Source organism: Candidatus Poriferisodalis sp., assembly GCF_965262965.1.
Taxonomy (GTDB): Bacteria; Actinomycetota; Acidimicrobiia; order Acidimicrobiales; family Poriferisodalaceae; genus Poriferisodalis.
Map to the genome: position 1 here is coordinate 3,542,526 of NZ_OZ253573.1, position 13,703 is coordinate 3,556,228.

General features: G+C 66.4%; 17 protein-coding genes. 11 read left to right on the top strand and 6 right to left on the bottom strand.

Features of this window, described 5'->3' with window-relative positions; genetic code table 11:
• Positions 1 to 137 precede the first annotated feature (137 nt).
• The gene (locus ACQY5K_RS16875) at positions 138 to 1,484 is read left to right on the top strand and encodes a DNA-methyltransferase (protein ID WP_428117685.1); all 1,347 of its coding nucleotides are present in this window, start codon (positions 138 to 140) and stop codon (positions 1,482 to 1,484) included.
• 39 nt (positions 1,485 to 1,523) lie between these two features.
• Here the strand turns inward: ACQY5K_RS16875 and ACQY5K_RS16880 are convergent, their stop codons facing one another.
• Entirely contained in the window at positions 1,524 to 2,267 is a 744-nt protein-coding gene (locus ACQY5K_RS16880; RefSeq protein WP_428117687.1) for a PIG-L deacetylase family protein, read from the bottom strand.
• Complete coding sequence (cofC, locus tag ACQY5K_RS16885; RefSeq protein WP_428117690.1) at positions 2,260 to 2,898, bottom strand: 2-phospho-L-lactate guanylyltransferase; 639 nt, start codon at positions 2,896 to 2,898, stop codon at positions 2,260 to 2,262. The genes ACQY5K_RS16880 and cofC overlap by 8 nt, the downstream gene beginning before the upstream one ends.
• Positions 2,899 to 3,015: 117 nt before the next feature.
• Between cofC and ACQY5K_RS16890 the strand changes: the two genes are divergently transcribed.
• On the top strand, positions 3,016 to 5,379 hold the full coding sequence (locus ACQY5K_RS16890) for a hypothetical protein (RefSeq protein WP_428117693.1): 2,364 nt from the start codon (positions 3,016 to 3,018) through the stop codon (positions 5,377 to 5,379).
• A 29-nt stretch (positions 5,380 to 5,408) separates the two neighbouring features.
• Here the strand turns inward: ACQY5K_RS16890 and ACQY5K_RS16895 are convergent, their stop codons facing one another.
• Together ACQY5K_RS16895 and ACQY5K_RS16900 are read right to left on the bottom strand one after the other, a co-directional pair.
• Complete coding sequence (locus tag ACQY5K_RS16895) at positions 5,409 to 5,756, bottom strand: type II toxin-antitoxin system VapC family toxin (protein ID WP_428117696.1); 348 nt, start codon at positions 5,754 to 5,756, stop codon at positions 5,409 to 5,411.
• Positions 5,749 to 5,970, bottom strand: a complete 222-nt coding sequence (locus ACQY5K_RS16900; protein WP_428117698.1) for a CopG family transcriptional regulator — start codon at positions 5,968 to 5,970, stop codon at positions 5,749 to 5,751. Before ACQY5K_RS16900 ends, ACQY5K_RS16895 begins: the two co-directional genes overlap by 8 nt.
• 129 nt (positions 5,971 to 6,099) lie before the next feature.
• Between ACQY5K_RS16900 and ACQY5K_RS16905 the strand changes: the two genes are divergently transcribed.
• The 3 genes from ACQY5K_RS16905 to ACQY5K_RS16915 all read left to right on the top strand — a co-directional run bounded on the left by ACQY5K_RS16905 (position 6,100) and on the right by ACQY5K_RS16915 (position 8,584).
• Entirely contained in the window at positions 6,100 to 6,825 is a 726-nt protein-coding gene (locus ACQY5K_RS16905) for a ribonuclease HII (RefSeq protein WP_428117701.1), read from the top strand.
• A gap of 271 nt (positions 6,826 to 7,096) precedes the next feature.
• On the top strand, positions 7,097 to 8,044 hold the full coding sequence (locus tag ACQY5K_RS16910) for a leucine-rich repeat domain-containing protein (RefSeq protein ID WP_428117705.1): 948 nt from the start codon (positions 7,097 to 7,099) through the stop codon (positions 8,042 to 8,044).
• 195 nt (positions 8,045 to 8,239) lie between these two features.
• Entirely contained in the window at positions 8,240 to 8,584 is a 345-nt protein-coding gene (locus tag ACQY5K_RS16915) for a hypothetical protein (RefSeq protein ID WP_428117708.1), read from the top strand.
• Here the strand turns inward: ACQY5K_RS16915 and ACQY5K_RS16920 are convergent.
• Positions 8,535 to 9,413: an IS5 family transposase gene (locus tag ACQY5K_RS16920; RefSeq protein ID WP_428117710.1), complete on the bottom strand. Its 879-nt coding sequence runs from the start codon at positions 9,411 to 9,413 to the stop codon at positions 8,535 to 8,537. The genes ACQY5K_RS16915 and ACQY5K_RS16920 overlap by 50 nt on opposite strands.
• 173 nt (positions 9,414 to 9,586) lie before the next feature.
• Between ACQY5K_RS16920 and ACQY5K_RS16925 the strand changes: the two genes are divergently transcribed.
• From ACQY5K_RS16925 to ACQY5K_RS16950, 6 genes are all read left to right on the top strand, one after another.
• Positions 9,587 to 9,826 carry a hypothetical protein gene (locus ACQY5K_RS16925; RefSeq protein WP_428117713.1) on the top strand — a complete coding sequence of 80 codons (240 nt, stop codon included), beginning with the start codon at positions 9,587 to 9,589 and terminating at the stop codon, positions 9,824 to 9,826.
• Entirely contained in the window at positions 9,823 to 10,152 is a 330-nt protein-coding gene (locus ACQY5K_RS16930; protein ID WP_428117715.1) for a hypothetical protein, read from the top strand. Before ACQY5K_RS16925 ends, ACQY5K_RS16930 begins: the two co-directional genes overlap by 4 nt.
• A gap of 55 nt (positions 10,153 to 10,207) precedes the next feature.
• Positions 10,208 to 10,564 carry a hypothetical protein gene (locus ACQY5K_RS16935; protein WP_428117717.1) on the top strand — a complete coding sequence of 119 codons (357 nt, stop codon included), beginning with the start codon at positions 10,208 to 10,210 and terminating at the stop codon, positions 10,562 to 10,564.
• Positions 10,565 to 11,194: 630 nt separating this feature from the next.
• Positions 11,195 to 11,656: a hypothetical protein gene (locus tag ACQY5K_RS16940; RefSeq protein WP_428117719.1), complete on the top strand. Its 462-nt coding sequence runs from the start codon at positions 11,195 to 11,197 to the stop codon at positions 11,654 to 11,656.
• 59 nt (positions 11,657 to 11,715) lie between these two features.
• Positions 11,716 to 12,783, top strand: coding sequence for a hypothetical protein (locus ACQY5K_RS16945; RefSeq protein ID WP_428117722.1), 1,068 nt, complete (start codon positions 11,716 to 11,718; stop codon positions 12,781 to 12,783).
• Positions 12,784 to 12,840: 57 nt separating this feature from the next.
• A complete protein-coding gene (locus ACQY5K_RS16950) occupies positions 12,841 to 13,116 on the top strand; it encodes a hypothetical protein (protein ID WP_428117724.1) in 276 nt (91 codons plus the stop codon).
• Positions 13,117 to 13,496: 380 nt separating this feature from the next.
• On the opposite strand, the gene ACQY5K_RS16955 is transcribed toward ACQY5K_RS16950, so the two are convergent.
• Entirely contained in the window at positions 13,497 to 13,700 is a 204-nt protein-coding gene (locus ACQY5K_RS16955; RefSeq protein WP_428117726.1) for a hypothetical protein, read from the bottom strand.
• Positions 13,701 to 13,703 lie beyond the last annotated feature (3 nt).

Sequence of the window (13,703 nt, forward strand, 5' to 3'; positions counted from 1 at the left end):
ACGACGCTTCGGCGTTTTACGCGCGGTTCACTCCGCCAGTGTTGTCTGATGACGACACAGTGGCGCGGGGACCCGAGTTTGATCGCGGTTTGAGCGAACGCTTGGGCGACGGTTGCATTTGCGCCGACGCCCGGCAGATGGCTGTTCTTCCAGATGCCTGCGTGGCGTTGGTGGTCACTTCGCCGCCGTACTTCGTCGGCAAGGCGTACGAGGACGCGCTGGCTGCCGGGACTGACGACCGCATCCCGACGAGTTACTTCGACTACCTCGACATGCTGCGGGAGGTGTTCGCCGAGTGCGTGCGGGTGCTGGAGCCGGGTGGGCGCATCGCGGTGAACGTAACGAATCTGGGGCGCAAGCCGTATCGCAGCCTTTCGGGGGACGTGGCGCGCATCTTCGAAGAGCTGGGCCTGCTGTTGCGCGGCGAGATCGTGTGGCAGAAGAGCAAGGGGTCGAGCGGGTCGTGTGCGTGGGGGTCGTTCCGCAGCCCGTCGAATCCGACGCTGCGCGATACCACCGAGCGCATCATCGTGGCGAGCAAGGGGCGCTTCGACCGAGCGCGGTCGGCGTCCCAGCGTGAAGCCGAAGGGCTGCCGTGCCGAAGCAGCCTGTCCACGGACGAATTCATGGAAGCCACGCTCGACGTGTGGGACATGGGGCCCGAGAGTGCACAGCGAGTGCGGCATCCTGCTCCGTTCCCGCTGGAGCTGCCGCGCCGTCTGATCGATCTCTACACCTACGAAGGCGACTTGGTGCTGGATCCGTTCATGGGCTCGGGCACGACGCTGGTGGCTGGCGTGTTGTGCGGCCGGATGGCAGTCGGCTACGACCTCGATCCCGACTACGTGGACTTGGCGCGCTCCCGTGTTGCGAGTGCTCATGTGGCGTGGAAGCAACGCCAGCGTCCTGCCGAGCAGCCACCACTGTTCGACACGAGCGTGTCGACCTCCGATTCGAGCACATCGGCAGGTGCGATTGCTGATGCGATGACTGCGGACAGCTTTGTGCGGCATGCCGTCGAGGCCGGGCGCAAAGCGCATGACATCGCTGCGGATCTGCTGGAGCACTGCGGTTTCGAAATTCTGCGCAGTCCGGCCAAGGTGCGCGGCGGGGGAGTGCAGTTCAGTTTCCTGCTTGCTGATCAGGCTGGAAGCGAGTGGTGGGCCGACGTGGCTGGCGCATTCACGACCGTGCGCCCGGGACTGCTGCGGGCCGACACGTTGTGGAAGGCACTCGGTCGAGCGTCGGTGCTCGCAGCGGCCGATCCGGACGCGAAGCTGCTGCTGCTGACGCCGCACCTGCCTCGCGCGGCCGGCGAGGGCGACCGTGCGCTGCGGATGCTGGGTGCGTGGACGATCTTCGATGCGGTCGAGATGTTTGATGACGCCGCGGCGAGCAGGCTCCGGCACTACGCCACAGGTGTGGCGGATCGCCCGCTGCCTGGCTTCTGGGACGACACCGAGATCGACGCCTCGCTGTCCTGACGTCGGCGATCGGCTTCCGTCGAGGGAGCAGGCGCTGGCTCAGAGGTCGCTGATGCGCTTGAACAGCTCGGCCGATGCAAGCCCGGCCGGCTCGCCGCTGGCCGCCGCCACGGCGTCGACCCAATCGGCGAAACGCTGCACTTGTTCGGGGTCGTCGGGATCGGCGATGTTGTGCGTGGTGACGAACTGGCTGTGATGGCACATCAGTGCGGCGGTCTTCGTCGCCGTCCAGCCGTCGACGTTCTCTGCGTGGTCGGGTTCGTCAGCCTCGAACAACAGCAGCTCGTCGGGCCGGTGGGGTGGCAGTCCCTGCTCGGGGAAGAAGAACGGATCGCGGGCGGCCACGACGCCCTCGACGACAAGGTGTCCGCCATGTCGGTGGTCGGGGTGCAGCCGGTATCGCTTCCACGGATCATGGCCGAGCACCACCGCGGGTCGCAGCTCGCGGATAACTCGGGCGACTTGCGCACGGGTCGCCCCGTCGCTGGCGAGTTCGCCGTCGACGTGTCCGCCGAAGCGCACCTCGCCGGTGGCGCCGAGCGCAGCCGCGGCGGCACGCTGCTCCTGCTGGCGGGTACGGACTAGGGCGGCTTGATCGCAGTCGGGATCCCAGGTGCCTTTGGAGCCGTCGGTGCAGATGAAGTGGTGCACAACGGCGCCGGCCGCGGCCCATTTGGCGAGCGTGGCGCCACAGTCGAATTCGGCATCGTCGGGATGTGCAGCGATCACCAGAGCCGAGGCCGGAGTTGGCAGATCCACGCTGAATTCTCGAGAGTCAGCCATTGCGGCCCGTTCGGTCGGCGGCGGCATCGAGCCGGTTGAGGGCGTCGAGATCGTCTGGTGTGTCGATGTCCCATTCGAGCGCCGGCACCCTGCACACCCGCAGGTCCAAGCCGCGACGCAGGGCCTCCTCGCAGTGGGCCGCGAACGAGCCGGGGCCGTAGTGGAATTCGAACCCTGTGCCCAGCGGCAGGCTGAGCACGTTCGTGCCGTCGAGGTGTCGGTCGGGAACGATGGTGACGGTGCCGGCCTCGGCCAGCCCGTCCAACGTCTCGGCTCGGGGCAGGTCGGCGTGTGCGATCACCACATGGGTGGGTGCGGCGGCGTCACCACCGGCGGCGCCGCGTCTTCCCAGAAGTCGCTGTGTGGCCTCGGTGACAGACGGGTTGAGTCCTTTGGCGTCCACGCGCAACACGCCGACGCCGACATCTTGCGCCCACTGGGCCACCTCGTCGTTGTCGCAGACGATCCAGGTCGGCAACGGTCCTGCGGCGCGAACCACTCGCTCGGCCATGGTGCGGGCCAGATCCCACCGCTCGGCCTCGCTGAGCCGCTCTGCCAGCCGCTCCTTGGCGTGCTCGAAGCCCTTCACCGGGAGGAGCACCGTCGGTGTGATGTGTCGCACAGCAGCCACCCGCGGGGAGTGTACGAGCGCGACGCAGCGTGCTCTTTGATGTGGCCGGCCCGCGGCCAGGCGCTGCCGACCGGCGCCGGTTGGGGAACAGGCGCCACAGGCTGCTAGGACAACGACGTGATCTTGCGATTCCGCCCGAAGCGCCCGCAGTGGCGGCCTCCCGATCCGACCGAGCCGCCCGAAGGCTGGGTCCAACCGTGGTGGGCTGAGCGCCAGCGCGATCCCAATTCGACCGCCTACGCGCCGCAGCGCAGCCACTACAGGCGGCAGGTCGGCGATGAAGAGTTCACGGCCAGCGTTCTCACCAACACGATTGGCCGCACCTGGACCCTGATCGGGCTCCCAGAAAGCGGCGAGCGGACCGCTGTGGACCCTCGCGGAATGGTCATGCCCGGCGTCGGACGCTGGTCGATCGACTGGTGGGTACGGGCGGGCGACGAGTGGATCTTCCCGTCGCGTTCGGCGAACGTGCGTCAGCGCCTGATCGACAGCATGCCGGTGGTCGAGACATTGCTGAGGGTCGGTGGCGGCGACGTGATCCATCGAGTCGCCGCTGCCCGCGCTGGGAGCTCGGTCGGCGACGCGCTCGAGGCCGTCGTCGTCGAGATCACGAATGGCACGGCGGGCCCGATCGCCGTGGCGCTCGCCGCCCGCCCGTTCGGTCTGAGCGCCAGCGAGCAGCACGTCGGCGGCGACGGATTCAACAACGGGGGACGCATCACCGCCCTCGAAGTGGACGCACAGACGCTCACCGTCTCCTCAGGGTGGGAGCGCACAGTGTTGTTCGACCGGCTTCCAGGCGATGTCGTCAGCGGCGCCGGCGGCACCGACTGTGCCGACAAGCTCATCGCCGCAGCCGAGGCATCAACGAGCGCGCCAACGGCCGACGTGAGCGTCGCCATTCGCGGCGCAGCCGCCGAGGTGCAGGCCGATGACGCAGTGGGTTCGGCGCGCGAGCAGTCGGTGTCGGTGGAATGCGAGGGGGGCCTCGCCAACGCCGCGGCGGTGTTCCCTTTGGTGGCCGGTTCGACGCTGCGCATGGCGATGCTGTCTCGGGCGGCGCGCACGGTGCGGGTTGCCGACGCTGTGATGCCGCCCGCAGCGGATGCGTTCGCCACGCTGCCTCCCGCCGAGCGGGTCGCCAATGGCTGGCGTCTTCGCATCGACGCTGCGACGCGTCTGGTGTTGCCCTCGGGTCGACTGGCCGAGGCCGCGCTTGCGACACGTGCGTCGCTGCTGCTGGGAACCCGCGCCATCGATGAGCGGTCGGGCACGAGGGGCACAAAGGGCACGATGCTCACGCTGCCGCCGGAGATCGAGGACCAAGCCGAGGGCGACGACCTGGTGCAGCTGCTCGGAATGGTCGAGTCCGGCGACTCCGATGCCATCCGAGACCTGGCGATCTGGCAGGCCCAAACCCAGGATGGGAAGGGCTGCACAACCAGTCTCGGTCTGCCGGTGACGGGCTCGACATCGATTCTCGCGGAGCATCTTCTGTCGCTGCACCCAGACCCGGCCCTGGCCGAGGCGCTGGGGGAGTTCGCCACGTCGGCCGCACGCTGGCTGCTGACACAAGATGGCCGCACCGAGGCGCCATGGGCGATTCGAGAAGGCCTGCGCGCTGACTACCGCATGTTGCGACGCTTGAAGGCTGATCGTGCTGCTCGTGAGCTTCGCAGCGCCGCAATGTCGCTGCCCCAGCAATGCCGAGTCGATCCTGGCGTTCCGGCAAGCGCTGAACGGTTCTATCTCGACAGCTGGGGGCGACTGCGGTGGGAAACGCTCGCCGACGCGCCGAACGCTCTCGACGAGGACCGACGCCTTCGGTGGGAACAGTGCGACGGAGCGCTGTGGGTTCACGCCGCGGTGCCCTGGGCGCCAACCCCGCCATTCGTGATGCCCGAAGCACCCGATCTGGAGCCCGCGCAGCTTGTCGTCGATGCCGATGGTTCGCGCGGCTGCGACATGATGGCGACCGCGCTGCTGGCGTTTGCGGAGGCGCGTCCAGCACCGGCTCGGGCATACCGACGACTGGATGCGATGGTGTCGGTGGCGTCGTCGACCCTGAACTGGCCGACGTTCATGCATCCACAGCTGCACACGGGCACCGACGGCGCAGGTCACGATTTGCGCGTCGGGGGCCTGTTCGTGCGCACGCTGTTGCGCTTGTTGGCGGATGTGCCCGACGATGGCGGCCACCATGCGGCAGGCGGCCATCCATCGCTGCGGATTGCGGCCCATTGGCCGGCGTCATGGCTCGGCCAGCCTGTCGAGGTGCACGATGTGCCGACCCGCATCGGCAAGGTGTCGTGGGCCATTCGATGGCACGGTGAGCGTCCGGCGCTGCTGTGGGACGTGGTGCCGCACGATCCCGCCGGCGCCGCCCCGTCGATGACTGTTCCGGGCCTGGATCCGGCGTTCGCCGCTACGGAATGGAGCGGTGAGGCGCTGCTCGCGCCTGTCCCGGCGCCCGCCGAGTGATCGGTGGCGGGACGCATCCGAAGTGAGTTTCAGACTGCTGAGCGCAATCGAAGCCCTCGAATGCGCCCGAAATCGCCGTGATTGCGAGTCACGAGCCCGAGGCGATGCTCAAGAGCGGTCGCGGCAATCAGGGCATCGGGCAGCCGCACACCCGATTCACGGCGAATCCGGCCGGCTCGCTCGGCCACGGCGCGGTCCACTGCGAGTTCGCGCCATGGCGAGAGCAGTTCAGACACAAAGGCTGTCGCAGTCGTTCCCGCGAAGAGCTCGGCTCGCGTGACCACCGAGTAGTGGAGGCGGTGCCGACTTGGCTGCAGCTCGCGTGCTCCTCGCAGATGGTCGATGAAGATGTCGGTGTCGACAAGCAGATCAGCCACGCTGCCATTCGTCTCTCGACGGGACCTCAATGTCGGTCACCTGGCCGAATGTACGCGCGAGAGTGTCGACGGCATCGGGGGAATATGAGGACAGGTAGGCGTCGAGCGCCCTCCGTACGACTTCAGCCAGTGTGACGCCTTCGACATCAGCGAGTTCGTCGATGCGGCGACGCTGCTCTTCGGTGAGGTAGACCTGCGTTCGAGTCGCCGACATACAGCACTATATACAGCACGAGGGCTCGTCGCCCCGGCGTGCTGGGGCCGATCCGCCGTTGACGCCGGTGGTGGTTGGCGTTTCGGCATTCCGTCGCCACGAGTTCGGCAGGGAACTAGGTTCGACGGGGTGAGGCAGGGGGCGCATGGGGGTGCCCGGCCGAGCCTCGCAGTCGAGCGGCGATGCTGGGAGGCGGGCGAGGCAACGGTCGTCGGCGTTGACGAAGTCGGCCGCGGCGCGTGGGCCGGGCCGCTGACGGTCGGTGCTGTCGTGATCGGCACGAGCGGGCGCGTCAACGGCATCCGGGACTCCAAGGAGCTTCGACCCGCGATTCGCGAGCAGCTCTTCGAACGCATTGACGGCTGGGCGCGGGCGTGGTCGGTCGGCCACGCCACCTCGGCCGAGTGCGACGAACTGGGCATGTCCGAAGCGTTGCGGCTCGCAACACGCCGAGCCCTCGATGCGCTCGACGCTGAGCCCGACCGTGTGCTGGTCGACGGCAAGTGGAATTTCGTCGACTGGCGTCCCAGCACTGCGATCACCCAAGGCGACCGGCGCTGCTTGTCGATCGCAGCGGCGTCGATCATGGCGAAGGTGGTACGCGACCGGATCATGGCGGGGTTGGCGGCCGACTTCGTGCCCTACGGATTTGAGTCGAACAAGGGCTACCCGGCCCCTGTGCACCGTGCGGCGTTGGCGACGCACGGCCCGTGCGCGCTCCACCGCCTCAGTTGGTCCTTCGCCGATGGGCTGCCCAATGCTGAGCCGGTGCCGAGCGCCGCGCACCGCGACGCACCCAGCGCGCTGGCCGCTTACGCTCGGGCGATGTCGGGTGAGGACACGACGCTGTTCTGACCGTCGCTTCCCATTGGGCGCCGCAGCGCACCGATGATCCAGTTCGTCATCGCTCATCGCGCACGCGAGTGCCCCAGCCGGCACAACGAGACCCACCGCCACCGCTGTCGTGCCCGCTCAACGGCCGCTTGCGACCGCTCACCCCTCGGACATCGAGATAGTACTCATCTAAGTATGATTGACATTGATAATGTGTCGTCTGTGGTCGATGGGCACCTCAGCTCGTTGCCCGGTCCTAGGAGAGGGTTCGCCATGAGAAAGTGGTTGCGTATTGGGGGGGGGAGGGGTAGCGCTGCTCCTGTTTGCGGTTGCGACGGTCGCCGGGCCCGCAGCGGCGGCGCCGGATGACGTGGTCGTCTTTAACAGTCTCAATTTTCGGGCCGCGGTTGATGAGGCGTTGGGCCGGGGCACCGATTCTCTAGCTGACATCACTGAGGGCGACATGGCGACCCTTACCCGCCTCGATGCCCGTAATAGGGGCATCGGAAGTATCGGTGGCATTTACGCCGCCACCGATCTCACATACTTGAATCTGAGCGGAAACAGCCTTGAATCCAACGACCTCTCACCGCTTGCAAGCCTTACTGCGCTCCCATATTTGGATTTGAGCGGCAACAATCTGTCTGGTACGAACACGATCAACTTGTCCGCCCTGACGTCGCTCAAGAATCTGTACTTGCAGGACAACAGGATCGACGACATTAACTTGGGATCCCTGACAGCGCTTGAACGTCTGGACTTGAGCAACAACAGCATCGACGGCAACGCTCTCAACGTGTCCGCCCTCACCCGCCTTAAGTGGCTGGATGTGAGCGACAACACGATCAGCTCGCTCAATCTCATCGACGACCTCGACTACCTCGAGAAGTTCCTCGGGGAGAACAACGAATTTGACGGCGACTTCGATCTGCCCAGTGGCATCACCGTTCAGCAAGCCATAGATGCCGATGTATCCGGCTATCTTTACGTCTATCTGAGCGGCAACGACGATCTCGACGAGGTCGACAACCAGAGATCGCGCCCAGGCAACGTCGCCAAATACAAGTTGTTCCTAGCCGACCCCATCGCCTGGCCCCTTCATGACTCAGGCATCTGGTCAGGCCAGACTGCTGGCAGCACGCTGTTCCGCGACAGCGACGGAAATCGGATTTACAACGGCGAGATTATCGCTGGCTCAGCCGAGGTCACTAAGGGCGAATCGAGAGTCGGCGGCGCCTAAGCAGGCCCGACCGGCGCAGCCACATCGCAGCGCTTCGGCTCGGCCGCTGATCTGGTGCGCCGTGGGCCGCGGCCGTGATCCTCAGTCGGGGGTTGGGGCCGAGTGCGGTTCGGCCCCGGTGGGCACGCTCGCGGTGATGTCTGCGGTGTGGGCCCGATCCGGGAGGGCACCGAGCCCCAGCGAGGAGGGAAGCTCTTGTTTCGCAAGTTGACAGCATCCGCTGTCGTCGTGGTGATCATCATGGCCGCTGCGTGCAGCGGCGACGATGGCCGCGCGGGCGATGGCACCCAGACGTCGGCGGCGACCGCTGAGACGGCGACGCCGGTCGCTGCCGCGCCGGGAATGTCGCGAGCCGACGTCGAGGCGATCGTCGAGTCCGCAATCGAGGCCCTTGCCGAGCCGCGACCGGCGCTCACCGTGGCTGACGCCGAGCCGACAGCGCGAGGCGACGTGACAGCGTCGCCGCTGAAGTTCGCACCTGCTAAGAGCGTTAGCGGATTGGGCGGTTGTGGGGTTGCCAGCGGTTGCGGTGGTCGATGAGTTTGATGGTGATGATCAAGGCGACGGCGAGGGCGAGTTGGGCGAGGCGGTGCTCGGGTTTGCGGTCGGTGTTTCGTCGAAGCTGGCCGTAGTTGGACAGCCATGAGTTGGTGCGCTCGACGCGCCAGCGCAGCCCCAGCGGCGCTGTGACCGGTTCTGCGGGGCCGTCGTGGCCGGGTCTGCGTTTGGGGGGCCGCACCAGATCGCAGATGCCCGCCGCGGCGGCTGACCGGTCGACGCGGGCGCCCCAGTAGCCGCGGTCGAGGTGCAAGGTCTCGGTGTCGTGATGCAGCCCCCGCCGTTCGATCTCGGCCACGGTCGGGTCGAACAGCATGATGTCGTTGCGGTTCGCGCCCGCGGCGGCCCACCCGAGCGGGATCCCCGCCCCGTCGATCGCGATCGACCACTTCCAGCCTGATTTGCGCCGGTCAACGGGGCTTTTGCCGGTCCCTTCCCCACCGCAGGGAGCTTTGTGGGTGGACCCGTCGATGCACACGTCATCGAGGTCGAGACCCACGATCCGGTCATAGGCGGCGATCGCTTCGGCCGCGATCCGCTCGAACACGCCCGCAGCGACCCACTCGTCGCGGCGCGACCGCAGCGTCGTGTCCGACACCTGCCATCCCAGCAGCGCCTCCGCGCACTGCCACGAGCAGCCCGTGGCCAGCCGCACCAGGATCCCCCAAAAGCACAGCCGGTCCGATATCCGGGGCCGATGCCCCCTGCCAAGGTCACGAACCGGCCGCACCGGCAGCATCGGCTCCACCGCCGCCCAGATCACATCCACCACCTCAGGCTCCAAAGCGCGCATGATGAAACCGGCCTCCACGGGTTGTCTTGTTCGGACAACCCGACCAATACACCGGGGAACCAGCCAACCCGTGGATGGCCAATCCGCGCGGCCTCTAAGTACACGAAGTTTTTCGGCTCTTCGCGTTTTAGAGGTTCAGCCGCCAGCTCATCGTCGACGAGGCCGACGTTGAGCACGGCTGGAACGGGCTGATGGTGCACTTCGGCGAGTTGCAGTGCTACTGCCGCAGCGTGCTGAGGTTCCGCCCCATCGAGCATCCGCACCCGAGCTTCCAGTGCTTGCGTTCGAGCGTCTGGCTCTCGAACCACGAGGTCGTTGCCAGAGCCAGGGTGACTCGAGGAACGGCGACTCTCGCCGGCCGTGTCACTGACTCGGGCAAGATCCGGCGCGACGCACCGTCGGACGAGGCGAATCTGGTCGTTGCCTCGTGATGCACAACCGTCGCCGCAACGCTGACTTCCGGATACCGCCGCTGAGCGACGGATGGGACGTGCAGGTCTATTACGAAGGCCGGTACTCCTACGAAGGATGGCATTGGGTGGGCACGCCGCACGATCAGAGGGAGACCACCCGCCGCTCACGATCACGTCGTGGTTTCCGCAGCGAAGCCGAAGCAATCCTCAGCGCCGCACGCGCCGGCGCCAAGTGCGTGGAACGGCGCCTCCATGGCGGTGATGGGCTCAGCTTGGAGCGCGACTCTGTGGGAGCCGCAAGAGTCGTTGCCGTCGGGATCGGATTGACCACGGCAAGCCAATGAGCCGACAGGACAACGGCGGCAGTGCCAGGTGCCCCGCCGCTCAGGCTCGCGGGGTGTGAAGCACAACCCCGATCCGATGCTGCCGGGTCTCGCGGAGCACCTCCCGCCTGACGAGCCGCCGGCACGTCAGGAACTGCGGTGCCCGTACCACGGCCCGCAGATGGCATCCCCCGGCGACACGTGCGGCCGCCAGCGAAGGGTCGTGCCGGTCGACGGGCGCGGCTATCTGCGTCTGCCCATCCCGGCCGATGCTGACTGGGACACGGCCGAAGGCCCCAGCGGCTGGCGACAGATGCAAGAAGCGCACCTGCCGCTGGATTTTGCCCGCTGCGGGCTCATGCTCACTGCCGAGAAGAACGAACTCTGGTCGCGGGTCTGGGTCGCGGCTGTCGCGCTGGCACGACCCGGCTGATCGACCTCTGCCGATGCGCAGTTGGGCGAGCCTGGAGGCATGCCGCTTTGCAATACTTTGAAACCCAAAATGCGCAATCAGTAAGTCTCAAACGCTTTGAAGTATCGAAGGCGATACCGCGGCACCTGCTCGCAGGACAGGTTGCACTGCCGCTTGCAACTTGCATGATCGGCGTCGGCCCGCTGGGGTGAAGCGAGCGGGTGCAGGGGGCCTCAGGCGGATGCGGAGGTCCGCTGTGCGACACTTGGCCTTCCAGCGAGCATCCTCTGTGGCGCCTGCCGCACTGAGGCTCGCATCACGATGATCGGCGCATGAGCGACAGCGGCCCTCCGAAGCCTCAGAGACGGCGGGGCCGAGATCTTGACTGCGTAGTCCAAGCTGGTCCGTGCAGCCATTGCGGCTGGCTCGGGAAACGCCACCGGTTCAACCTCGGCGACTCCCAAGGAGCCCTCGAGGCACGCACCGCAGCGGGACGCGAACGAGCCGAGCACCGTTGTGCAGAAGCCCCGGCAGATTCGTGAATCGATCCCCAGCCCCGGCCCAGGGCGAGGCGCGTGAGCCCATTTGTCGTCCAGGTGCAAGCTCCTACTCTCGGCCCTACCCAGAACATCCGCTCGTGAGAGGACAGTCATGTCGACGATTGAGATTGGGCAACGCTCGGAAATCAGTTGGCTCGCGGACAAGATCTGTCCTGATCCATCGGCTGCCCAGAAGTGCGAGATCCACGGTGGCGGCGAATGTGACGAGAATTTCGTCCAGTTGGGACCGCCGGCGCTCGGGGAGATACACATTCTGGTCGGGCGTCGTGGCTCATGGGGATGGGAGCCTGGGGCTGATCTCGACCATTCCCAGATCGTCCGACTGATCGAAAAGCTGACCGAAGCAAGAGCCCAACTCGAGCAAGAAGCCGAAGGCACCGTCGCCGTAGCGGCGCTGGCGGCTGAGTCTGCCGGTGGCCCAACAGTGGCGGACGCGCCCGCCGTCTCACCCACGCTCAACACTCCCGGCTGCGATTACTGCGCCGATCTGGTGCTGTACGGCGGTGATGAGAGCTGTCCGAAGTGCGGAACGTCAGGACCGCTGAACATCTGAGCTGATCGGATACCGAGTTCGGCATTCTCCCCTTCGCCGACTGAATGAGAGGTGCCCGCATGGCACGCAGATCCAGCAACGCCACCGCAGTGCGGTGCAGCCACAAGGTGGGAGGCGGTTCACGTCAATGCGAGAACACAACCACCGACCCGTCGGGGCTCTGCTATGCGCACTCGGCGGGCGGCGGCGAATCTGCGGAGGGGCAGGCAGCCCGGTCAGCAACGGCGACCCGGACGGCCCTGGCCGCTGCGCAGAGCGAGACATCACAGTTGGATGAGGCAGCCCAGGCCGAGGTTGAATGCCACAATCTGGTCGAGTCGGAGAATGACACGTACCTCCTTGAGATCGTGGCTGCACGCGACCTGCCGGAGTTCGACGTCCAGGCCGGCGACCAAGGCGGCCTTGTCGAGCCGGGTTGCATCGTCTCGACCGACAGTTGGGTGGACGAGAACAGCCGCGTGCTCAACGACAGCAAGGTGCTCAACGGCAGCCTCGTCGCCAACGGCAGCGAAGTGCGTTCCGGGAGCACCATGGACGGGTCGCGGCTGGAGCGCGGCAGCACTCTCGCCGGCCGCAGCACGATGATCGACAGCCAAGCATCAGGCGCTTGCGAGATCAGAAGCGGCAGCACCGTCGAAGCGAGCGAGCTGATGAACGAATGCCGTGTCGTCGCCGGGTCGACAGTCGAAAAGTGCAATCTCAACCATCACTGCCTTATCGAGGCCAGCACAGCCCGGGGCAGCATCCTTTCCGACGACACCCAGATCACCGGGGGCAGCACTTTCGACAACAGCCTCGGACGCACCAGCGAGGTCCGCGACGGCAGCGTCGTGATCGAGAAGTGCATTCTCATGGACCGAGCGAAAGTCCTCCGAGGCAGCAAGGTTTCAGGGGAGAGCACCGTGCGTCAATTCGCCACGCTGTCCGACGGCGCCGAGATGCGCAACAAGAGCTGCTTGGACGGGGCCTGCGATGTCGGCAACGGCACCATCTTGGACAACACCGAGGTCAGGCGCAGGGTCAGCTTGCAGCACGGCGAAGAGATCAAAGATTCCGTGATCACCGAATCCGAAGTGAGCGGCTGGCACACAACACGGGCCCGGCCTCGGCCCGCTTCGATGGCATAGGGGCAGGGCTCGGGAATCGGTTGTCATACTCGGCTGGATGTCGCAGCGGACAGCGCCGTGAGTGGCGAGGCCGAGATGTCGCCCAAGAAACTGATCGAGACCTTGGGCGAAAACCTCCTCTATGCGGCGGTGTACGCGGGCACGTTGCTCCAGTACCCGCCTCCGAGCCTGGGAGGAGACGACGATGTGTGCCTGGGAGATGACGACCAGTGGCCGTTCGTTGTGGCTTCGACAGTCGCCGAGCGGGCTGTGCAGGACTGGCGAACGTCCCGCTCTCGGGCGAACCAGCCGCCGACCGCTCCCGACGAAGACCCGGACCTAACCAGCACATAACCGCCGCTTGATCCAGGCCACGCATGCCCGTGGCTCTCATCAATGGCCGCCGGGAGCCACTCGGTTTCTTGTTGGCGGGCGGCCCGTGCGACCTCGACGCGGCGGTCGCTCAAAGATCTGATCGGCGTAGAGCGACTCGAAACGAGCCGCTGCCATTCGCCGGTCGGCCTGCCACGCCGCCAGATGCTCTCTGCACACCCAGTCGGCCGCGCCGCCGAGGTTCCGTTCATCGCAGTCGCCGAACCGGCAGACGTGACGGACACAGAATCGGTGGCGCGTTGTCAGGTCAGTGAGACCGGTGGGGAAGACGGGCAGATCACAGTTCGCTTCGGTGCAGCGGCGCACTCCCGTCGGTCGCGAGTCTCGTCGCGAGTCCGCCATCACACCGGCGGTTCGACTTCGCCGGGACGCACATTCACGAAATCGGTCAGCTCGGCTGCAAGTGCGATGTGGCCATCTTCGTACACGATCGCAACGGCGGGCCGGCTGGTGTCGACCGAGGTGACCAGGACTCGGCGGCGGTCATCCTCGGTGGGTGCCCGGCAGATCATCACGACAGAGGCCAACGACTTCTGGGGTCTCATCGC

Bases quoted from the DNA above. Each gene is read 5' to 3' on its own strand.
- ACQY5K_RS16880 (WP_428117687.1), bottom strand. From the start codon at position 2,267: ATGGCTGACTCTCGAGAATTCAGCGTGGATCTGCCAACTCCGGCCTCG.
- ACQY5K_RS16945 (WP_428117722.1), top strand. From the start codon at position 11,716: ATGGCACGCAGATCCAGCAACGCCACCGCAGTGCGGTGCAGCCACAAG.
- ACQY5K_RS16900 (WP_428117698.1), bottom strand. From the start codon at position 5,970: ATGTCGGCGACTCGAACGCAGGTCTACCTCACCGAAGAGCAGCGTCGC.
- ACQY5K_RS16940 (WP_428117719.1), top strand. From the start codon at position 11,195: ATGTCGACGATTGAGATTGGGCAACGCTCGGAAATCAGTTGGCTCGCG.
- ACQY5K_RS16875 (WP_428117685.1), top strand. From the start codon at position 138: ATGGCTGTTCTTCCAGATGCCTGCGTGGCGTTGGTGGTCACTTCGCCG.
- ACQY5K_RS16925 (WP_428117713.1), top strand. From the start codon at position 9,587: ATGGTGCACTTCGGCGAGTTGCAGTGCTACTGCCGCAGCGTGCTGAGG.
- ACQY5K_RS16955 (WP_428117726.1), bottom strand. From the start codon at position 13,700: ATGAGACCCCAGAAGTCGTTGGCCTCTGTCGTGATGATCTGCCGGGCA.